At 70.5% G+C, this 16361-nt stretch carries 15 protein-coding genes and 1 riboswitch; of the genes, 9 read left to right on the forward strand and 6 right to left on the reverse strand.

What is annotated here, in order from left to right; genetic code table 11:
* Positions 1-10 precede the first annotated feature (10 nt).
* Positions 11-1510: an RsmB/NOP family class I SAM-dependent RNA methyltransferase gene (locus BXA11_RS01565; RefSeq protein ID WP_076432082.1), complete on the forward strand. Its 1500-nt coding sequence runs from the start codon at positions 11-13 to the stop codon at positions 1508-1510.
* Between the two features lie 65 nt (positions 1511-1575).
* On the opposite strand, the gene BXA11_RS01570 is transcribed toward BXA11_RS01565, so the two are convergent.
* Complete coding sequence (locus BXA11_RS01570) at positions 1576-2484, reverse strand: winged helix-turn-helix transcriptional regulator (protein ID WP_239104820.1); 909 nt, start codon at positions 2482-2484, stop codon at positions 1576-1578.
* Between the two features lie 22 nt (positions 2485-2506).
* Here BXA11_RS01570 and BXA11_RS44270 point away from each other — a divergent pair, with 22 nt between their 5' ends.
* Together BXA11_RS44270 and rpe are read left to right on the forward strand one after the other, a co-directional pair.
* A complete protein-coding gene (locus BXA11_RS44270) occupies positions 2507-3814 on the forward strand; it encodes an MFS transporter (protein WP_076432086.1) in 1308 nt (435 codons plus the stop codon).
* A 122-nt stretch (positions 3815-3936) separates the two neighbouring features.
* Positions 3937-4611: a ribulose-phosphate 3-epimerase gene (gene rpe, locus BXA11_RS01580; RefSeq protein ID WP_030508998.1), complete on the forward strand. Its 675-nt coding sequence runs from the start codon at positions 3937-3939 to the stop codon at positions 4609-4611.
* Positions 4612-4782: 171 nt separating this feature from the next.
* On the opposite strand, the gene BXA11_RS01585 is transcribed toward rpe, so the two are convergent.
* From BXA11_RS01585 to BXA11_RS01605, 5 genes are all read right to left on the reverse strand, one after another.
* A complete protein-coding gene (locus BXA11_RS01585) occupies positions 4783-5814 on the reverse strand; it encodes an ABC transporter ATP-binding protein (RefSeq protein WP_076432088.1) in 1032 nt (343 codons plus the stop codon).
* Positions 5811-6875, reverse strand: coding sequence for an ABC transporter ATP-binding protein (locus tag BXA11_RS01590; RefSeq protein WP_051761873.1), 1065 nt, complete (start codon positions 6873-6875; stop codon positions 5811-5813). Before BXA11_RS01590 ends, BXA11_RS01585 begins: the two co-directional genes overlap by 4 nt.
* Positions 6876-6927: 52 nt before the next feature.
* A complete protein-coding gene (locus BXA11_RS01595) occupies positions 6928-7908 on the reverse strand; it encodes an ABC transporter permease (RefSeq protein ID WP_076432090.1) in 981 nt (326 codons plus the stop codon).
* Between the two features lie 78 nt (positions 7909-7986).
* A complete protein-coding gene (locus BXA11_RS01600) occupies positions 7987-9783 on the reverse strand; it encodes an ABC transporter substrate-binding protein (RefSeq protein WP_076432092.1) in 1797 nt (598 codons plus the stop codon).
* A 32-nt stretch (positions 9784-9815) separates the two neighbouring features.
* Entirely contained in the window at positions 9816-10835 is a 1020-nt protein-coding gene (locus BXA11_RS01605; RefSeq protein ID WP_076432095.1) for an ABC transporter permease, read from the reverse strand.
* Between the two features lie 339 nt (positions 10836-11174).
* Positions 11175-11325: riboswitch (FMN riboswitch) on the forward strand.
* Positions 11326-11457: 132 nt separating this feature from the next.
* Here BXA11_RS01605 and ribD point away from each other — a divergent pair.
* From ribD to BXA11_RS01635, 6 genes are all read left to right on the forward strand, one after another.
* Positions 11458-12621: a bifunctional diaminohydroxyphosphoribosylaminopyrimidine deaminase/5-amino-6-(5-phosphoribosylamino)uracil reductase RibD gene (gene ribD / locus BXA11_RS01610; RefSeq protein WP_239104821.1), complete on the forward strand. Its 1164-nt coding sequence runs from the start codon at positions 11458-11460 to the stop codon at positions 12619-12621.
* A complete protein-coding gene (locus BXA11_RS01615; protein ID WP_076432100.1) occupies positions 12622-13230 on the forward strand; it encodes a riboflavin synthase in 609 nt (202 codons plus the stop codon).
* On the forward strand, positions 13227-13859 hold the full coding sequence (locus tag BXA11_RS01620; protein WP_076432102.1) for a nicotinamide mononucleotide transporter family protein: 633 nt from the start codon (positions 13227-13229) through the stop codon (positions 13857-13859). The genes BXA11_RS01615 and BXA11_RS01620 overlap by 4 nt, the downstream gene beginning before the upstream one ends.
* Positions 13856-15136 (forward strand): bifunctional 3,4-dihydroxy-2-butanone-4-phosphate synthase/GTP cyclohydrolase II, encoded by a 1281-nt coding sequence (locus tag BXA11_RS01625; protein WP_083743872.1) that lies wholly within the window; start codon positions 13856-13858, stop codon positions 15134-15136. Before BXA11_RS01620 ends, BXA11_RS01625 begins: the two co-directional genes overlap by 4 nt.
* 76 nt (positions 15137-15212) lie before the next feature.
* Positions 15213-15683: a 6,7-dimethyl-8-ribityllumazine synthase gene (gene ribH / locus BXA11_RS01630; protein ID WP_076432106.1), complete on the forward strand. Its 471-nt coding sequence runs from the start codon at positions 15213-15215 to the stop codon at positions 15681-15683.
* A gap of 176 nt (positions 15684-15859) precedes the next feature.
* A complete protein-coding gene (locus BXA11_RS01635) occupies positions 15860-16309 on the forward strand; it encodes a PH domain-containing protein (RefSeq protein ID WP_076432108.1) in 450 nt (149 codons plus the stop codon).
* Positions 16310-16361: the final 52 nt, after the last annotated feature.

Genomic DNA, 16361 nt, shown 5'->3' on the forward strand with positions numbered 1-16361 from the left:
GGGTGACAGCGTGAAGCAGGGCAGAGGTCAGGGCGGCGGCGCACGGCGCGGTCAGGGGAGCGGCCAGGGAAGCGGCCAGGGCGGCGACTCCGGGCAGGTCCGCCCGGGACGCGGCGGCAGGCCGGGCCGCGGCGGGCAGGCCGCTCACGCGGCGAAGGCCGGGCAGCCGAAGCAGGGCCGGGGTCGCCCGCCCCGCGACGAGGCGCGCAACGCCGCCTACGACCTGATGCGGGCCGTCGACGAGCGCGACGCGTACGCCAACCTGCTCATGCCGACCCTGCTGCGGCAGCGGCGGATCACCGGACGCGACGCGGCCCTCGCCACCGAGCTGGCGTACGGCACGCTGCGCGGCCTCGGGACCTACGACGAGGTCATCGCGGCGTGCAGCGACCGGCCACCCGAGGAGGTGGACCCGCCGCTGCTCGACGCCGTGCGTCTCGGCGTCCACCAGCTTCTGCGCACCAGGATCCCGCCCCACGCGGCGGTCAGCGCCACCATCGACCTCGTGCGGCTGCGCGTCGGGCCGGGCCCGTCCCGTTACGCCAACGCCGTGCTGCGCAAGGTCGCGGGCCGCACGCTGGAGCAGTGGCTGGAGATCGTCGCCCCGCCGCGTGACCAGGACCCGATCGGCAACCTGACGGTCGCCTACAGCCACCCGCGCTGGATCGTCACGGCCCTGCGCGACGCGGTCGGCGGGGACGTGGACGAGACGGCCGCGCTGCTGGAGGCCGACAACGAGCGGCCCCGCGTGGCGCTGGTGGCGCGGCCGGGGCGGGCAACCGTGGAGGAACTGGTCGCGGCAGGCGCCGAGCGCGCCGCCTACTCGCCGTACGCCGCCTATCTGCCGGAGGGCGACCCGGGCGCCATCCCCGCCGTGGGGGAGGCCCGGGCCGCGGTGCAGGACGAGGCCAGCCAGCTCGTCGCGCTCGCGCTGACCCGGGTGCCGCTCGACCAGGACAGCACGTGGCTGGACATGTGCGCGGGCCCGGGCGGGAAGGCCGGGCTGCTCGACGCGGTGGCGGCGCAGCGGGGCGCCCGGCTGCTCGGCGCCGACGTGCAATATCACCGCGCCCGGCTGGTGTGGGGCACCACCCGCGAGGCGAAGGTGATCACGGCGGACGGCACGCGGCCCGCCTGGCGGCCGGGCGCGTTCGACCGGGTGATGCTCGACGCCCCCTGCACCGGGCTCGGCGCCCTGCGCAGGCGCCCGGAGGCCCGCTGGCGGCGCGACCCCCGGAGCATCCCCGAACTCACCGCGCTGCAGCGGCGGCTGCTCGGCTCGGCGCTCGATGCCGTCCGGCCGGGCGGCGTCGTGGCGTACGTCACCTGCTCGCCGCACCTGGCCGAGACCAGGGCGGTGGTGGAGGACGTGCGCGACCGCGTGGAGGTGCTGGACGCCCGCGCGTTCCTGCCGGAGGTGCCCGGTCTCGGCGACGGCCCGTACGCGCAGTTCTGGCCGCACCGGCACGGGACGGACGCGATGTTCCTCGCGCTGCTGCGCCGCTCCTGACGGACGCGCGACGGGTGACGAAGCCGCGGACCGTCGTCATCGACCGCGGAGGCGCCGGATCGTCGTCATCGACCGCGTACGAGGGCGAGCATCTCGTCCACTGAACCGGCCGGATCGTTGATCGGAAACTGCACCGCCCGGATGATCCCGTCGGGGTCGGCCAACAGAGTGAGGCGCTTGAAGCGGTCGACGCCTGCCGTTCGGAAGGTCGGCAGCAGCAGCCCGGCGGCGAGCCTGCTGTCCTGGTCCGATAGGAGGGGGTAGGGCAACCGCGCGTGCGCGACGAAGGCGGCCAACTGGTCGGGTCGCTGCGTGCTCACGCCCCGGACCGCGGCGCCTGCCGCCTCGAAGTCGGCACTCCGTGACGCATAGGTGAGAGCCTCCAGCGTGCACCCCTTCGTCCCCGGGATGTCGGTCCAGCCGGGCGGGTAGCCCTGGGCGCCCGGGGCGAAGGCGCCGGGGAAGAAGAAGAGCACGGTCCAGACGCCCGGTGCGCTGGGCGTGACCGGCTCGCCGTCGTGTCGTTCCAGCACGACATCCGGGAGTTTCCGGCTGACCAGATCGTGCACGCGACGGCTCTCGGCGGACCCGTCCTCGCTGGTCGCGGTCAGCACACCGTCGCCCATCACATGTCTGGTGCCCCAATCCTGCAGGGCGATGAGCGCCGGCAGCAGGCCTTCACCCTTCGCGGTCAGCACGTAGTCGTAGCGCGGCGGGTGATCGGAATAGGGCCGCCTCTCGAGCACCCCATGTTCGACAAGCCCGGCCAGGCGTTCGGCCAGAGCTCGACGGCTGACGCCGAGCTCACGCTGGAGGCCGTCGAAGCGGGTGATGCCGCCCGCGACGTCGCGCACGATCAGGAACGTCCACCAGTCGCCGATCACTCCGAGCGCTTGCGCGATGCCGCAGTCGGAGTCGGAAAGATCGGCGCGCCTCACGTGCTCCAGTATAGTGCGTTTCAGATTGGAACTCACTCGAGGAGAGGCGGGCACCGGGATGGGAATCGACAGTGGAGGTGGGGCGGGCGTCTTCTGGCGGTGGTGGGCGGCGGGCACCACCAGCGCGGTCGGCTCGGCGGTGGGCGCGGTGGCGCTGCCGCTGACGGCCTTGACGGTGCTCGACGCCTCCGCGTTCCAGATGGGCATGATCGCCGCCGCCGGCTACGTCGCCTGGATCGTGATAGGCCTGCCCGCCGGGGTGGTCGTGCAGCGGCTCCCCATGCGGAGGGTGCAGGTCGGCGCCGACGTGGCCCGCGCGGCGGCGGTCGTCTCCATCCCGCTGGCCTGGTGGCTTGACCGGCTGACGGTCGCCCAGCTGGTGATCGTGGCCCTCGTGACGAGCTTCGCGACCGTCGTCTTCGACGTCGCCAACTCGACCTTCCTGCCGTCGATCGTGAGCAGGGAGCAGTTGCAGTCTCGCAACAGTTTGACGTCCGGCACCCACGCCACCACTCAGCTCGGCGGCCCGTCGGTCGGCGGCCTCGTCGTCCAGGTGCTCGGTGCGGTGCCCACCCTCCTCGTCGACGCGGCCGGCTACCTTGTCTCGGCCCTGCTGCTGCGGACCCTGCCCGAGCGTCGCGCACAGGCGCCCGACCGCTGGCCGCCGATACGCGCGATGATCGGCGAAGGCTGGCGTTTCGTCGTGCACCACCCGCTCATGGGTCCGTGCATGTGGGCCGCCACCGCGGCCAACACGGTCTGCGGGGCACAGCAGGCGCTCTACGCGCTGTACCTCGTACGCGAGCTGCACGCCGAGCCCGGCCTCGTCGGCCTGCTGCTGGCGGCGGACGGCGTCGGCACGCTGATCGGCGCGGCTTTGACGAACCGGGTCACGGCCAGGCTCGGCACCGCCCGCGCCCTGATCGTCGCCGGTTTCGTCGCGGTCGCCGGGGCGCTCGTCGTTCCTCTCGGCATCGGTTGGCAGGCCTTCGCCGCCTTCGCCGCGGGCAACGTGGTGTTCGCCGCCGGCGTCGTGGTGCTCAGTGTCGTGACCCGCACGTATCGGCAGATCGCCAGTCCTCCCGACCTGCTGCCTCGGGTGATGGCCACGGTCCGCTTCGTCTCCTGGGGTGCGATCCCGATCGGCGGGTTGATCGCCGGAGTGGTCGCCGGGATGCTCGGCGGCCGGATCACATTGTTGATCTTCGTCGTCGCGGCCGTCTGCGTACCGCTGGTCCTGCTGGCCTCACCGATCCGGCACCTGCGCGACCTTGCCGACTATCGGCAGAGCGGCGAATCCACCGGCCCGCCGGCACATCGCCCGCGGCTCGCACCCGAAGCCCGAGCGGACACGTCCACCTCGTGACGCCCTGTACGCGAACTCTCGCCCGTCGGGAGCCGGCGCTGGGCCGGTGAGCAGCGGCGTCCCGGCGTCCCGGCCCGTGACCGTCGTGGCCGCCGGGGGAGGGGAAATAGACTGCAGGCACTATGGCCGTTCAGATCTCGCCCAGCATCCTGTCCGCAGACTTCGCCCGCCTCGCCGACGAGGCCGCACGGGTGGAGAACGTCGCCGACTGGCTCCACGTCGACGTCATGGACTACCACTTCGTGCCGAACCTGACGCTCGGCCTGCCGGTCGTCGAGTCGCTGCTGAAGACCACCGCGACGCCGGTCGACTGCCACCTCATGATCCACGACCCGGACCGGTGGGCGCCGGACTACGCGGAGGCGGGTGCGGCCAGCGTCACGATCCATGCCGAGGCGGCCAAGGCCGCCGTGCGCACGCTGCGGGCGATCCGCGCCGCCGGGGCGCGGGCCGGTCTGGCGCTGAACCCGGCGACCGCCGTCGAGGGGTATGAGGACCTGCTGCCCGAGATCGACATGATGCTCGTCATGACCGTCGAGCCGGGCTTCGGCGGGCAGCGCTTCCTCGACATCGTGCTGCCGAAGCTGGCGCGGGCACGGGCGCTGATCGACAAGCACGGCGGCGAGGTGTGGCTCCAGGTCGACGGCGGCGTCTCCGCGGAGACGATCGAGCGCTGTGCCGAGGCCGGGGCCGACGTCTTCGTGGCGGGCAACGCCGTCTACGGCGCCGACGACCCCGCCCGCGCCGTCCAGGAGCTCAGGACCCTCGCCGAACGAGCCACCCCACCCAGGTGGTGATCTTGTAGTTTGTCGCAGTCGTATGGCTTGACCTGCAACTCCATGCTTCGTGATCTTTCAGCGTTCCACTGCTTCATGCCCCCGAGCAGGGAAAGCGCCGTCCGTGATCTTGCAGTGTGTCGCTGGGTACAAGATCACGGACGGTGAAGAGATCACGCGGGGGGAGGGGGGTTAGGCGAGGGCGGGGTCGAGGACCACGTCCTCGCCCTGGGTGGTGGGTGCCTCGGGGAAGTGGCAGGCGGTCAGGTGGCCCTCGCGGTTGCCGCTGAGCCTGACCAGGGGCGGCACCTCCGTGGCGCACTTGTCCTGGGCCTTCCAGCAGCGCGTGCGGAACCGGCAGCCGGACGGCGGGTTGATCGGCGAGGGCACGTCGCCGGCCAGGCGGATCCGCTCGCGCGGCTCGCTCGACACGTCCGGCTCGGGCACGGCCGACAACAGGGCGTGCGTGTACGGATGCCGGGGCCGCTCGTAGATCGACTCACGGTCGCCCACCTCCACGATCTTGCCGAGGTACATGACGGCGACGCGCTGCGAGAAGTGCCGCACGATCGCGAGGTCGTGGGCGATGAACAGGAACGCGATGCCGAGGTCGCGCTGCAGCTCCTGCAGCAGGTTGACCACCTGGGCCTGGATGGAGACGTCCAGCGCCGACACCGGCTCGTCGGCGATGATGAGCTTGGGGTCGAGCGCGAGGGCCCGGGCGATCCCGATGCGCTGCCGCTGGCCGCCGGAGAACTCGTGCGGGAAGCGGTTGTAGTGCTCGGGGTTGAGGCCGACGATCTCCAGCAGCTCCTGGACCCGCTTCTTGCGCCCGCCGGGCGGGTTGATGTCGTTGACCTCCATCGGCCCGCGGATGATCGTGCCCACGGTGTGGCGGGGGTTGAGCGAGCTGTAGGGGTCCTGGAAGATCATCTGGATCTCGGACCGGATCGGCTTGAGCTGCCGGCGCGAGTTGTGGCTGATGTCCTGACCTTGATAGAGGACCTTGCCCGTGGTGGGTTCGAGCAGGCGGGCCGCCAGGCGGCCGGTGGTGGACTTGCCGCAGCCCGACTCGCCCACCAGGCCGACGGTCTCGCCCGCGCCGACCGTGAGGTCGATGCCGTCCACCGCGTGGACGGCTCCGACCTGACGCTTGATCAGCGCGCCACCCCGCACGGGGAAGTGCTTGACCAGCTCCTTGAGCTCCAGCAGCGTCTCGTTCATGCGTGGTCCTCGGTCTTCGCGGTGCGGAGTTCCCTCTTCTGCTCGAGGGTGAGGTAACAGGCGTCGCCGTGCCCGGTCTCCGGGGAGATCGACGGCCGCTGGTTGAAGCACAGCTCCGGCCCGGCGAGCTTCGGGTAGTCGCAGCGCGGGTGGAACGGGCAGCCGGACGGCGGGTTCAGCAGGCTCGGGGGAGTGCCGCGCACCGGCATCAGCGGGACGTCGACGGACGAGTTCAGGCGCGGCATCGACGACAGCAGGCCCCAGGTGTAGGGGTGGCGCGGCTCGCGCAGCACCTCCCGGACGGTGCCGCGCTCGGCCGCCCGCCCGGCGTACATGACCATGACGTTGTCGGCGGTGCCGGCCACGACGCCGAGGTCGTGGGTGATCAGGATGATCGCGGTGCCGAACTGCTGCTGGAGTTCCTTGAGCAGGTCGAGGATCTGCGCCTGCACGGTCACGTCGAGCGCGGTCGTCGGCTCGTCGGCGATGAGCAGGTCGGGGTCGCACACCAGCGCCATCGCGATCATCGCGCGCTGCCGCATGCCGCCGGAGAACTCGTGCGGGTAGTGGTCCACCCGCGTCTCCGGCTGGGGGATGCCCACGCGCCGGAGCATCTCGACGGCGCGGTCGCGGGCCTCCTTCTTGCTCGCGCCCTTGTGCTTGCGGTAGACCTCGCCGATCTGCCGGCCGATCGTGTGGAACGGCGACAGCGCGGTCAGCGGGTCCTGGAAGATCATCGCGACGCGGTTGCCGCGGAGCTTCTCCATCGTGGTGCGGTCCGCCGAGATCAGCTCCTGGTCCTCCAGCCAGATCTCCCCGCCGATCTTCGTGTGGGCGGGGTCGTGCAGGCCGAGGATGGCGAGGTTGGTCACCGACTTGCCCGATCCGGACTCGCCGACGATGCCGAGCGTGGTGCCCTTCTCCAGATCGAAGGACAGGTTGTCGACGGCGTGCACGATGCCGTCCTCGGTGCTGAACTCGACGCTCAGGTCGCGGACGGACAGGAACGGCCCGGGGCCGCGCGAGGTCCCCGGCTCGCTGCTCCACGACACGGTGGTCACTTGCTGCTCCAGTTCCCGGTTCGACTTGGTGAGGCGTTGGCAGGGCGGGGGCTCAGCTGAGGCGGACCCGCGGGTCGATGAACGCGTAGAGCACGTCCACCAGGATGTTCAGCAGGACGATCGCCGCCGCGCCCACGATGGTCACGCCGAGCAGCATCGGCAGGTCGGTGTTCTGCACGGCGCGTACGGCCAGCTCGCCGATGCCGTGCAGGCTGAACGTCTGCTCGGTGATGATCGCGCCGCCCAGCAGCGTGGCGAGGTCGACACCGAAGATCGTGACAATCGGGATCATCGCGCCGCGCCAGGCGAAGCGGAAGAAGACCGACCTGCTCGACATGCCCTTGGCGCGCGCCGTGCGGACGTAGTCCTCGGCGAGCTGCTCGACCATCTGCGAGCGGGTCATGCGCGTGTAGTTGGCGGTGAAGATGATCGACAACACCACCCACGGCAGCAGCAGGTGGGTGAACCAGTCCAGCGGGTTCTCGGTGATCGGCACGTACGACGGGCGGGGGATCAGCTGCAGGGTGTCCACGAGGTAGAACGCCAGCAGCGGCCCGACGAAGTAGATCTGGAGCGAGGCCCCGACGACCGACGACGCGCTGGCGATCTTGTCGAGCGGCTGCCCGACCTTCCAGGCCGCGATCATGCCGGTCATGATGCCGAACGCCAGGATGACCACCGACGCGCCCAGGGTGAGCGACAGCGTCACCGGGAAGCGGTCGACGATGGCGCCGAAGACGGGCTCCTGGGTGGCGAAGGAGTAGCCGAGGCAGGGCGCCGGGCACTCGCCGAACTGGACGAACTCGCGGCCCGTGAAGATGCCTGCCAGCCAGTGCCAGTACTGCACGAAGAGCGGCTCGTCCATGCCCAGGTTGTGCCGGATCAACGCCAGCGTCTCGGGCTGGCAGATCTTGCCGCAGAACGCCCGGGCGGGGTCACGCGGCACGGCGTAGAAGAGGTAGAACGTGATCGCGCTGATGATCATCAGGATCACGAGGGCGCCGGCGACGCGGCGTACCAGATAGCTGGTCATGGTCTCGGACTTGCTCCTGCGGGCGGGACGGGCAGGGGGCCCGCCGCCCCGGTGAAGGGGCGGCGGACCCGGTTGCTGCTACTTCACGTAGATGTCGAGCGCCGACTGCTCGCCCTCGACCGGGTCGAACTTGACCCCGCCGAGGCCCGAGCCGTACAGGCCGAAGTAGGTCTGGTAGAACTCGGGGACGATCGCGGCCTTGTCCATGATCTGCCGGTCGATCGCGGCCCACGCCTTACCCGCCTCGGCAGGGTCGCTGATGGCGTTGGCCTTGTCGATGGCGTCGTTGATCTCCGGCAGGTTGAGGTGCGTGTAGTTCGGCTGGTTGTCGGAGATCAGCCGGCCGTCGTACTGCGGCTGGATCGAGGTCGATCCGGTCGGCCAGTCGGCCGCCCAGCCGCCCCAGTAGATGTCGAACTTGTTGTCCACCGGGCCGATGGCGTCGTAGTACGTCGTCGGGTTGAGGGGCTTGGCCACGACCTTGAAGCCGGCCTTGGTCAGCGCCTCCTTGATGGCGACGGTGACCTTCTCCTGGACCGGCGTCTGGTTGTAGGCGTAGACGACGGTCGGGTTCGGGTCGCCCGACTTGGCGAGCAGCGCCTTGGCCGCCTCGGGGTCGCCCTCGGGCTTGGCGAGCTTGTTGTACAGGTCGAACGCCTCGTAGCCGAGCACCGTCGGGCTCATGACCGTCGTGGCGATCTTGCCGGCCGAGATCTCACCGCCCTGGAGCTGCTGGATCTGCTTGGACGGCCAGGCGGTGATGATGGCCTTGCGGACGTTGACGTCGGTGACCCGCGTGGTGTTGATGTTGTAGAAGGTCGTGAACGGCGTCAGGCCCTGCAGCGACCGCTTCATCAGCTCGGGGTCGCTCAGCACCTCCTGGATGCGCTCGGGCGCGACCGGGTTGTGGAAGGTGAACGCCTGCTTGTCGTTGCCCGTGTCGGCCATGAAGCGCTCGGTCGTCTGCTGCGACTGAAGGCCGAACTCCATGTGGAACTTGTCCGGGTACGCGTGCCGAATGGGGTCGGTCTTCGGGTCCCAGTTCTCGTTGCGCTCCAGGTCCATCGACTTGTCCGTGATGTGGCTCACGATCTTGTACGGACCCGAGGAGAACGGCTGCTTGTCGTATTTCTGCTTCGTGTCCTGCGCCTTGGGCACGGCGCCGTAGCCGGTCATGGCCACGGTGAAGTTGAAGTCCGGGTGCTCCCCGTTGAGCTTGAAGATCACCGTCTTGTCGTCCGGAGTCTCGATCGTGTCGAGCTCCTTGCCGTCGTACGGGCCCTTGTACTGGTCGCGGAACGGCTTCTTCGGGTCCGGGACCAGCCACGTCTCGGCGTAGTCCGGGCCCTCGGTGATGAAGTCGGCGAACAGGCGCTCGAAGCTGTACTTGATGTCAGCGGAGGTGATCGGCGTGCCGTCCTGCCACTTCAGGCCGTCCTTGAGCGTGAACTGCCACGTCTTGCCGTTGTCCGTGGTGGTGCCGGTGTCGGTGGCCAGGTCGCCGACGAGCTTGATGTTGCCCGCGTCGTCGTGCTTGTACGCCGTGAGCTGGCGGGTGAACAGGTGGGACACCGAGGAGTTGTAGTTCACGTAGACGCGGCCCGGGTCCAGGTGGCTGAAGTCGTCCCGGTCGATCATGTAGACCGTGCCGCCGGACTTGGCGCCGGACACCTCGGGTGCGGGGCCCGTGGAGTCGGCCGCGGTGCCGACCGAGATGGCGCTGACGGCCTTGTTCTCCAGGGGCTTCTGCGAGGCGGTGCCCGCTGCGCCCTGGGGCGCCCCGCCGCCTCCGCCCTTGGCGCAGCCGGCGAGGGCGAGCGCGCCCGCCGCGAGCACGGCCGTCATCGAGGCGATCCGCCTGCTATGCGATCTCATGTGGTCCTTCCTATGGGGGAGAGCGCGCGTGGTCAGCGCTTTGTCTTGGGGTCGAAGGCGTCGCGGATGGAGTCCCCGAGCAGGTTGAACGCGACGACGAAGATCAGCATGGACACGCCGGGGAACAGGAGGTAGGTCACGTCGGAGTGGTAGACGTTCACCCCCACCTGGAACATCCGGCCCCAGTCGGGGGTGGGTTCCGTCATGCCGACGCCCAGGAAGCCGAGACCGGCCTCGGCGCCCACGTACAGCGGGAGCGCGAGCGTGGACTGGATGATGATCGGCGTCCAGAGGTTGGGCAGGAGCTCCTTGAAGATCACTCTGGCCGGCGACGCGCCGGTGACGCGGGCCGCCTCCACGAACTCGCGCGCCCGCAGCGACAGCACCTGCGCGCGGAGCAGGCGGGCGATCGTGGCCCAGCCGAGGACGGTGAGGACGACGCAGATGGACACGTAGCGCAGCCAGACGGGCGTCTCCTCCTCCGGCAGCACGATCGCGGCCTCGACGACCGGCAGGAAGACGATCAGGAAGAGCTGCGAGGGGAACGCGAGCAGCGTGTCGATGACCCGCCCGATCACGTAGTCCGTCTTGCCGCCGAGATAGCCGGAGGTGATGCCCATCGCGACGCCGATGACGGTGGTGATCACCGTCACGACGATCGCGATGCTCAGCGAGGTGCGGATGCCGTACACGAGCTGGGTGAACACGTCGCGGCCCAGGCCCGGCTCCAGGCCGAACCAGAAGTCGCCGCTCATGCCGCCGTTGGGCGCGATCGGGTAGCCGAAGTCGTTGAGCAGGCCGGGCTGGTTCTGGCCGTAGGTCGTGTACGGATCCTTGCCGTACAGCGCGGCGATCACGGGAGCCAGCAGCGCGATCAGGAAGAACGCGAGCACGATGAAGGCCGAGACCACGCCCGTCTTGTCGCGCCGGAAACGGCGCCACATGAGCTGGCCGGGCGATCGGCCGACGACGGCGGAACCGGAACCGGCGGCGCCCGCGGTGTCCGCGGACTCGGCGGCGGCGTCGGTCGCGGTCGAGGAGGGGAACGTCATGGTGCGGTGCTCCCGGGTGGACCATTAACGATCGGAAGAGATCCGACTATAGGGAACCCTGGCAACTAATTTTGCAGGGGTCAATCACTTGGGGCGGGCAGTCCGCCACTTGTTTGCTTCGTTGTGCAAAGTAAATCACCTTGTGTCCTGCGACCGCATTGACCTCGGTATACGTGGCGCGGAACACTACTTATTACACAAATGCTTTTGTGTCACAGCTTTGTGACACAACCCGCACACCGCTGAGACGAACCCAACGGGGTAAGCGTGTGCCGCAGATCACCACAATCCCGCCCTACGGCTACAAGCCGGGCATGGCTACACTGACGGGTAGCAGAGCAGCGTGCTCCGGGGTCGGTGTAATTCCGAACCGGCGGTGACACCCCTGTCCCCAGGGGTGAAGTCCGCGACCCGGCCGAAGCCATCGGCCGGTGGACCTGGTGAGATTCCAGGACCGACGGTGAAAGTCCGGATGGGAGGAAGCGCGCGAACGGGCGGCCGTGGTGCCGCCGGGCGGCCGTGTGGCCGCGCCGGCGGTGGTGCCTTCCGTGCAGGTGATGCGAGGCCGCATCCCGAACGATCCCCGGGGCCCGCCGTAGACAACGGCGAGAGGAAGACCGGGGTGACCTCAGCGGACATCCTTCACATGCGGCGCGCGATCGCGCTCGCCGCCCGGGGCCTGGGCGGTACCAGCCCCAATCCAGTCGTCGGCTGTGTGATCCTCGATCCGTCGGGCGAGGTCGCGGGAGAGGGCTTCCACGCCTACGCCGGAGGGCCGCACGCCGAGGTCGTGGCGCTGCGCGAGGCCGGCGAACGGGCCAGGGGCGGCACGGCCTACGTGACGCTGGAGCCCTGCAACCACACCGGCAGGACCGGCCCCTGCTCCGCCGCCCTCCTGGAGGCGGGCGTGGCCCGGGTCGTCGTCGCCGTCTCCGACCCCAACCCGAAGGCCGCGGGCGGCGCCGCCGTGCTGCGGCGGCACGGCGTGGTGGTGGACGAGGGCGTGCTGACCGCCGAGGCCGAGGAGGTCAACGCCGCCTGGCTGACCTACGTGCGGGCCGGCAGGCCGCATGTGACCTGGAAGTTCGCCGCCACCGTGGACGGCCGCTCCGCGGCCGAGGACGGCACCAGCCAGTGGATCACCTCGCCCGAGGCCAGGGCGGACGTGCACCGCCTGCGGGCAGGCAGCGACGCCGTCGTCGCCGGCATCGGCACCGTGCTCGCCGACGACCCCCGGCTGACCGCCAGGCCCGCCGCGGGCGTCCCCGTCCCCGCACGCGCGGCGCCCGTGCTGCGCGTGGTCGTGGATTCCGACGCCCGCACCCCGGCCGCCGCCCGTGTCCTTGACGGCGAGGCCCCGACGCTGGTGGGCGTCGCAGAGGACGCGGCCGTCCCCGCCCATCTGTCCCCTCACGCCGTACGGCTCCCGCGCGTCCCCGGCGGGATCGACCTGCACGCCCTCCTGGCCGAGCTGCACGGCAGGCAGGTCGTGAGCGTGCTGATCGAAGGCGGGCCCACCCTCGCCGGCGCCTTCCTCCGCGAGGGCCTGGTCGACCGGGTCGTCGGCTACCTCGCCCCGGCGCTGCTGGGGGCGGGAGCGGCCGCGCTCGGCCCTGCGGGCGCCTCGACGATCACCGAGATCCACCGGCTGGAGTTCGCCGAAGTCACCCCCGTCGGACCGGACCTCAGGCTGGTCCTGCGTCCCAAGTCCTCCGGCATCGCGTCCTCCGGCATCGCGTCCTCCGGCCCCGAGTCCTCCAGCCTGCAGTCCCCTAAGGAGAGCTGAATGTTCACCGGAATCGTCGAGGAGCTCGGCGAGGTCGTGGCACTCGAGGCGCGGGGCGACTCCGCGCGTCTCACCGTGCGCGGCGCGGTCGTCACCTCGGACGCCGGGCACGGCGACTCCATCGCCGTCAACGGCGTCTGCCTCACCGTGGCCGGCGCCGAGGGGGACTCCTTCACCGCCGACGTGATGAAGGAGACCCTCGACCGGTCGTCGCTCGGGGCCCTGCGCCCCGGTTCACGGGTCAACCTGGAGCGCGCCGTACGGGCCGACCAGCGGCTCGGCGGGCATATCATGCAGGGCCACGTCGACGGGACCGGGGAGGTGCTGTCGCGCGAGCCCGGGGAGCACTGGGAGATCGTGCGGCTCTCGCTGCCCGCGAACCTCGCCCGATATGTCGTGGAGAAGGGCTCGATCGCGGTGGACGGCGTCAGCCTCACCGTGACCGCCGTGACGGAGGACACCTTCTCCGTCAGCCTGATCCCCACCACCCTCGAACTCACCACGCTCGGCCGCAAGCAGCCGGGCGAGCCGGTCAACCTCGAGGTCGACGTGATCGCCAAGTACGTCGAGAAGCTCACCGCGGCGACCGCCAAGGGAGTCTCGGCATGAGCTGGACGGAGGCCGGGTTCGACGTCTTCGGGCAGCATGTCCTCTGGACCGACCTGGTGGGCAACGTGTGCGCGCTGGGCACGGTGTGGCTCGCGATCAAGAAGACGATCTGGACCTGGCCGGTGCAGCTGCTCGGGTCGGCGCTGCTGTTCGTGGCGTCGTTCAGCGCGCACATCACCGGCAACGCGCTCAAGCAGGCGCTGTTCGGCATCCTGGCGGTCTACGGCTGGGTGAAGTGGTCGCGCGGCACGCGCGGCGGCGCGGAGCTGCCGATCCGCTCGGCGCGCGTCCGGGAGCGCGTCACGCTGGTGATCGTCATGATCGCCGGGACGGTCGCGGTCGCGCTGCTGTTCACCCTGCTCAACTCCCGCGGCTGGAACATCTCCTGGGCGCCGTGGCCGGACGCCTACATCTTCGTCGGCAGCGCGGTGGCGACCTGGGCGCAGGGCAAGGCGCTGGTCGACTTCTGGATCATCTGGGTGGCCGTGGACCTCGTGGGGGTGCCGCTGGCGTTCAGCTCCGGGCTGGTGGTCTCCGGCCTCGTGTACGGATTGTTCTTCGTGATGGTGATGATCGGGTTCCGGGACTGGCTGCGCCAGTCGCGCGAGTTGCGGGCGGTGACCGCATGAGTGAGGGAAAGCGCCACATGGGCGGGATCAGGCTGGATCCGATCGAGCGGGCCGTCAACGACATCAGGGACGGCAGGCCCGTCGTGGTGGTGGACAACGAGAACCGCGAGAACGAGGGCGACCTCATCTTCGCGGCGTCGAAGGCCACGCCCGAGCTGGTCGCCTTCATGATCCGCTACACGAGCGGCGTCATCTGCGTCGGCATGGAGGGCGCCACGCTCGACCGGCTCGGCCTGCCGCTGATGGTGCAGGACAACCGCGAGCGCCTGCGCACCGCGTACACGATCAGCGTGGACGCCAGGGACGGGGTGACGACGGGCATCTCCGCCGCCGACCGGGCCAAGACGATCAGGACCCTGTGCGACTCGGCCACCGAGCCGTACGAGCTGGTCCGGCCGGGGCACATCTTCCCGCTGCGTTACCGGGAGGGCGGCGTGCTGGTGCGGCCCGGGCACACCGAGGCGTCGGTGGACCTCGCCAGGCTCGCCGGGCTGACCCCGGCCGGCGCGCTCGCCGAGATCGTCAACGACGACGGCACGATGGCGCGCCTGCCCCGCCTGCGCGAGTTCGCCGACGAGCACGACCTCGCGCTGGTGTCGATCGAGCAGCTCATCGAGCACCGCCGCAGGTCCGAGCGGATGGTCACCAGGGTCGCCGAGACGCGCATTCCCAACCGGTACGGCGTCTGGCGGGCGTACGGCTACGCCAGCGCCGTCGACGGCGGCGAGCACATCGCGCTGGTGTACGGCGACATCGAGGACGGCGAGAACGTGCTCGTCCGGGCGCACTCGGAATGCCTCACCGGCGACGTGCTCGGCTCGCTGCGCTGCGACTGCGGCGTGCAGCTCGACACCGCCATGCGCATGATCGCCGAGAACGGGCGCGGCGTGATCGTGTACCTGCGCGGCCACGAGGGGCGGGGCATCGGCCTGCTGGCCAAGCTGCGCGCCTACAGCCTGCAGGACAACGGCAGCGACACCGTCGACGCCAACCTGGAGCTGGGGCTGCCGGTGGACGCCAGGGAGTTCTCCAACGCCGGGCAGATGCTCGCCGACCTCGGCGTGAAGTCGGTGCGGCTGCTGACCAACAACCCGGCCAAGGTGCGGGGCATGGACGGGTACGGCATCAAGGTCCTGGGCCGCGAGCCGATGCCGGTGGCGATGAACCCCTACAACGAGCGGTATCTGACCGCAAAGCGCGACCGGCTCGGTCACGAGATCTCGGGCGGCGTCCCCCGCGACATCCACGGCGAACACTTCGGCAAGGAGGCTTCGTGAGCGCGCGAAGCGAGCGAATCGGTGAACACGGCGCGGTCCGCTCATGCGGATCCGAGCCCTCAGGCGAGGAGGCATCATGAGCGGCGAGGGACGGCCGGAGGCGGCGGCGGTGGACGCGGGCGGGCTGACCGTCGGCATCGTCGCCGCCCGGTGGCACGAGAAGATCACCGACCAGTTGCTCGCGCGGGCGGAGCAGGCGGCGCGGGACAGCGGGGCGGCCGTGGTCGCGGCCCGCGTGGCCGGGTCGCTGGAGATCCCGGTGGTCGCGCAGGCCCTGGCGCGGCGCTGCGACGCCGTCGTCGCGCTCGGCGTGGTGGTCCGAGGGGAGACGGCCCACTTCGACTACGTCTGCGACTCGGTGACCACGGGCCTGACCAGGGTCTCGCTCGACGAGTCGACCCCGGTGGGCAACGGGGTGCTCACCTGTGACACCCTTGATCAAGCGGTTGAGCGGTCCGGCGTGCCGGGCAGCAAGGAGGACAAGGGGTACGAGGCGACGATCGCCGCCCTGGAGACCGCCCTCTTCCTTCGCGGCCTCACCGGCTGACCTCGCCCGGTCTTCGAAGCCGCAGCCCGCGAAGCCGCAATCCTGGAAGTCGCAGTCCTCGCATCCGCAGCGCCGAGCCGGGAAGACTTGACTGGTGATCACGCAGTATCCGCACGCCGCCCCGGAGGCCGGGGACGCCGTACGCCGCTTCGCCGTGCCGGCTCGCGGGGGTCGTCATGCCTGAGAGCACGCCTCCGCTGCCCGTCACCTGGCGTCCCCGCGCCACGACGATCATCGCGTACGGCATGGCGGCGGTGATGGTGATCGGCTCGATCCTGATGGCCGTCGTGCTGCCGGAGCAGTTCGGGCTCGCCGACCGGCTGGGGATGGTCGCCTTCGGCGTGGCGGTGGCGTGCGTGCTGCACCTGCTCGGCCGCCTGCGGGTGCGGGCGGACGAGAAGGGGATCACGGTGGTGAACCCGCTGCGGGTCCACCGCTTCGAGTGGGCCGAGGTGCTGGACGTCACGATGGTGGAGGGCGACCCCTGGCCCAAGCTGGACCTCGCCAACGGGATCAGCCTGGGCGCCATGGGCATCCAGAGCACCGAGCGGGAACGGTCGCGGCGGGCGGTGGCCCAGCTCACCGCCCTCATCCGCGAGCGCGGCGAGGCCCCCGACCGCCTGTGACGGCGACCGCAAGGGACGACGGCGAGGCCCTCGACCGCCTGTGACGGCGGCC

Source organism: Microbispora rosea, from assembly GCF_900156315.1.
Classification (GTDB): Bacteria; Actinomycetota; Actinomycetes; order Streptosporangiales; family Streptosporangiaceae; genus Microbispora; species Microbispora rosea.

Bases quoted from the DNA above. Each gene is read 5' to 3' on its own strand.
- BXA11_RS44270 (WP_076432086.1), top strand. From the start codon at position 2,507: ATGGGAATCGACAGTGGAGGTGGGGCGGGCGTCTTCTGGCGGTGGTGG.
- rpe (WP_030508998.1), top strand. From the start codon at position 3,937: ATGGCCGTTCAGATCTCGCCCAGCATCCTGTCCGCAGACTTCGCCCGC.
- BXA11_RS01585 (WP_076432088.1), bottom strand. From the start codon at position 5,814: ATGAACGAGACGCTGCTGGAGCTCAAGGAGCTGGTCAAGCACTTCCCC.
- BXA11_RS01595 (WP_076432090.1), bottom strand. From the start codon at position 7,908: ATGACCAGCTATCTGGTACGCCGCGTCGCCGGCGCCCTCGTGATCCTG.
- BXA11_RS01600 (WP_076432092.1), bottom strand. From the start codon at position 9,783: ATGAGATCGCATAGCAGGCGGATCGCCTCGATGACGGCCGTGCTCGCG.
- BXA11_RS01605 (WP_076432095.1), bottom strand. From the start codon at position 10,835: ATGACGTTCCCCTCCTCGACCGCGACCGACGCCGCCGCCGAGTCCGCG.
- BXA11_RS01615 (WP_076432100.1), top strand. From the start codon at position 12,622: ATGTTCACCGGAATCGTCGAGGAGCTCGGCGAGGTCGTGGCACTCGAG.
- BXA11_RS01620 (WP_076432102.1), top strand. From the start codon at position 13,227: ATGAGCTGGACGGAGGCCGGGTTCGACGTCTTCGGGCAGCATGTCCTC.
- BXA11_RS01625 (WP_083743872.1), top strand. From the start codon at position 13,856: ATGAGTGAGGGAAAGCGCCACATGGGCGGGATCAGGCTGGATCCGATC.
- ribH (WP_076432106.1), top strand. From the start codon at position 15,213: ATGAGCGGCGAGGGACGGCCGGAGGCGGCGGCGGTGGACGCGGGCGGG.
- BXA11_RS01635 (WP_076432108.1), top strand. From the start codon at position 15,860: ATGCCTGAGAGCACGCCTCCGCTGCCCGTCACCTGGCGTCCCCGCGCC.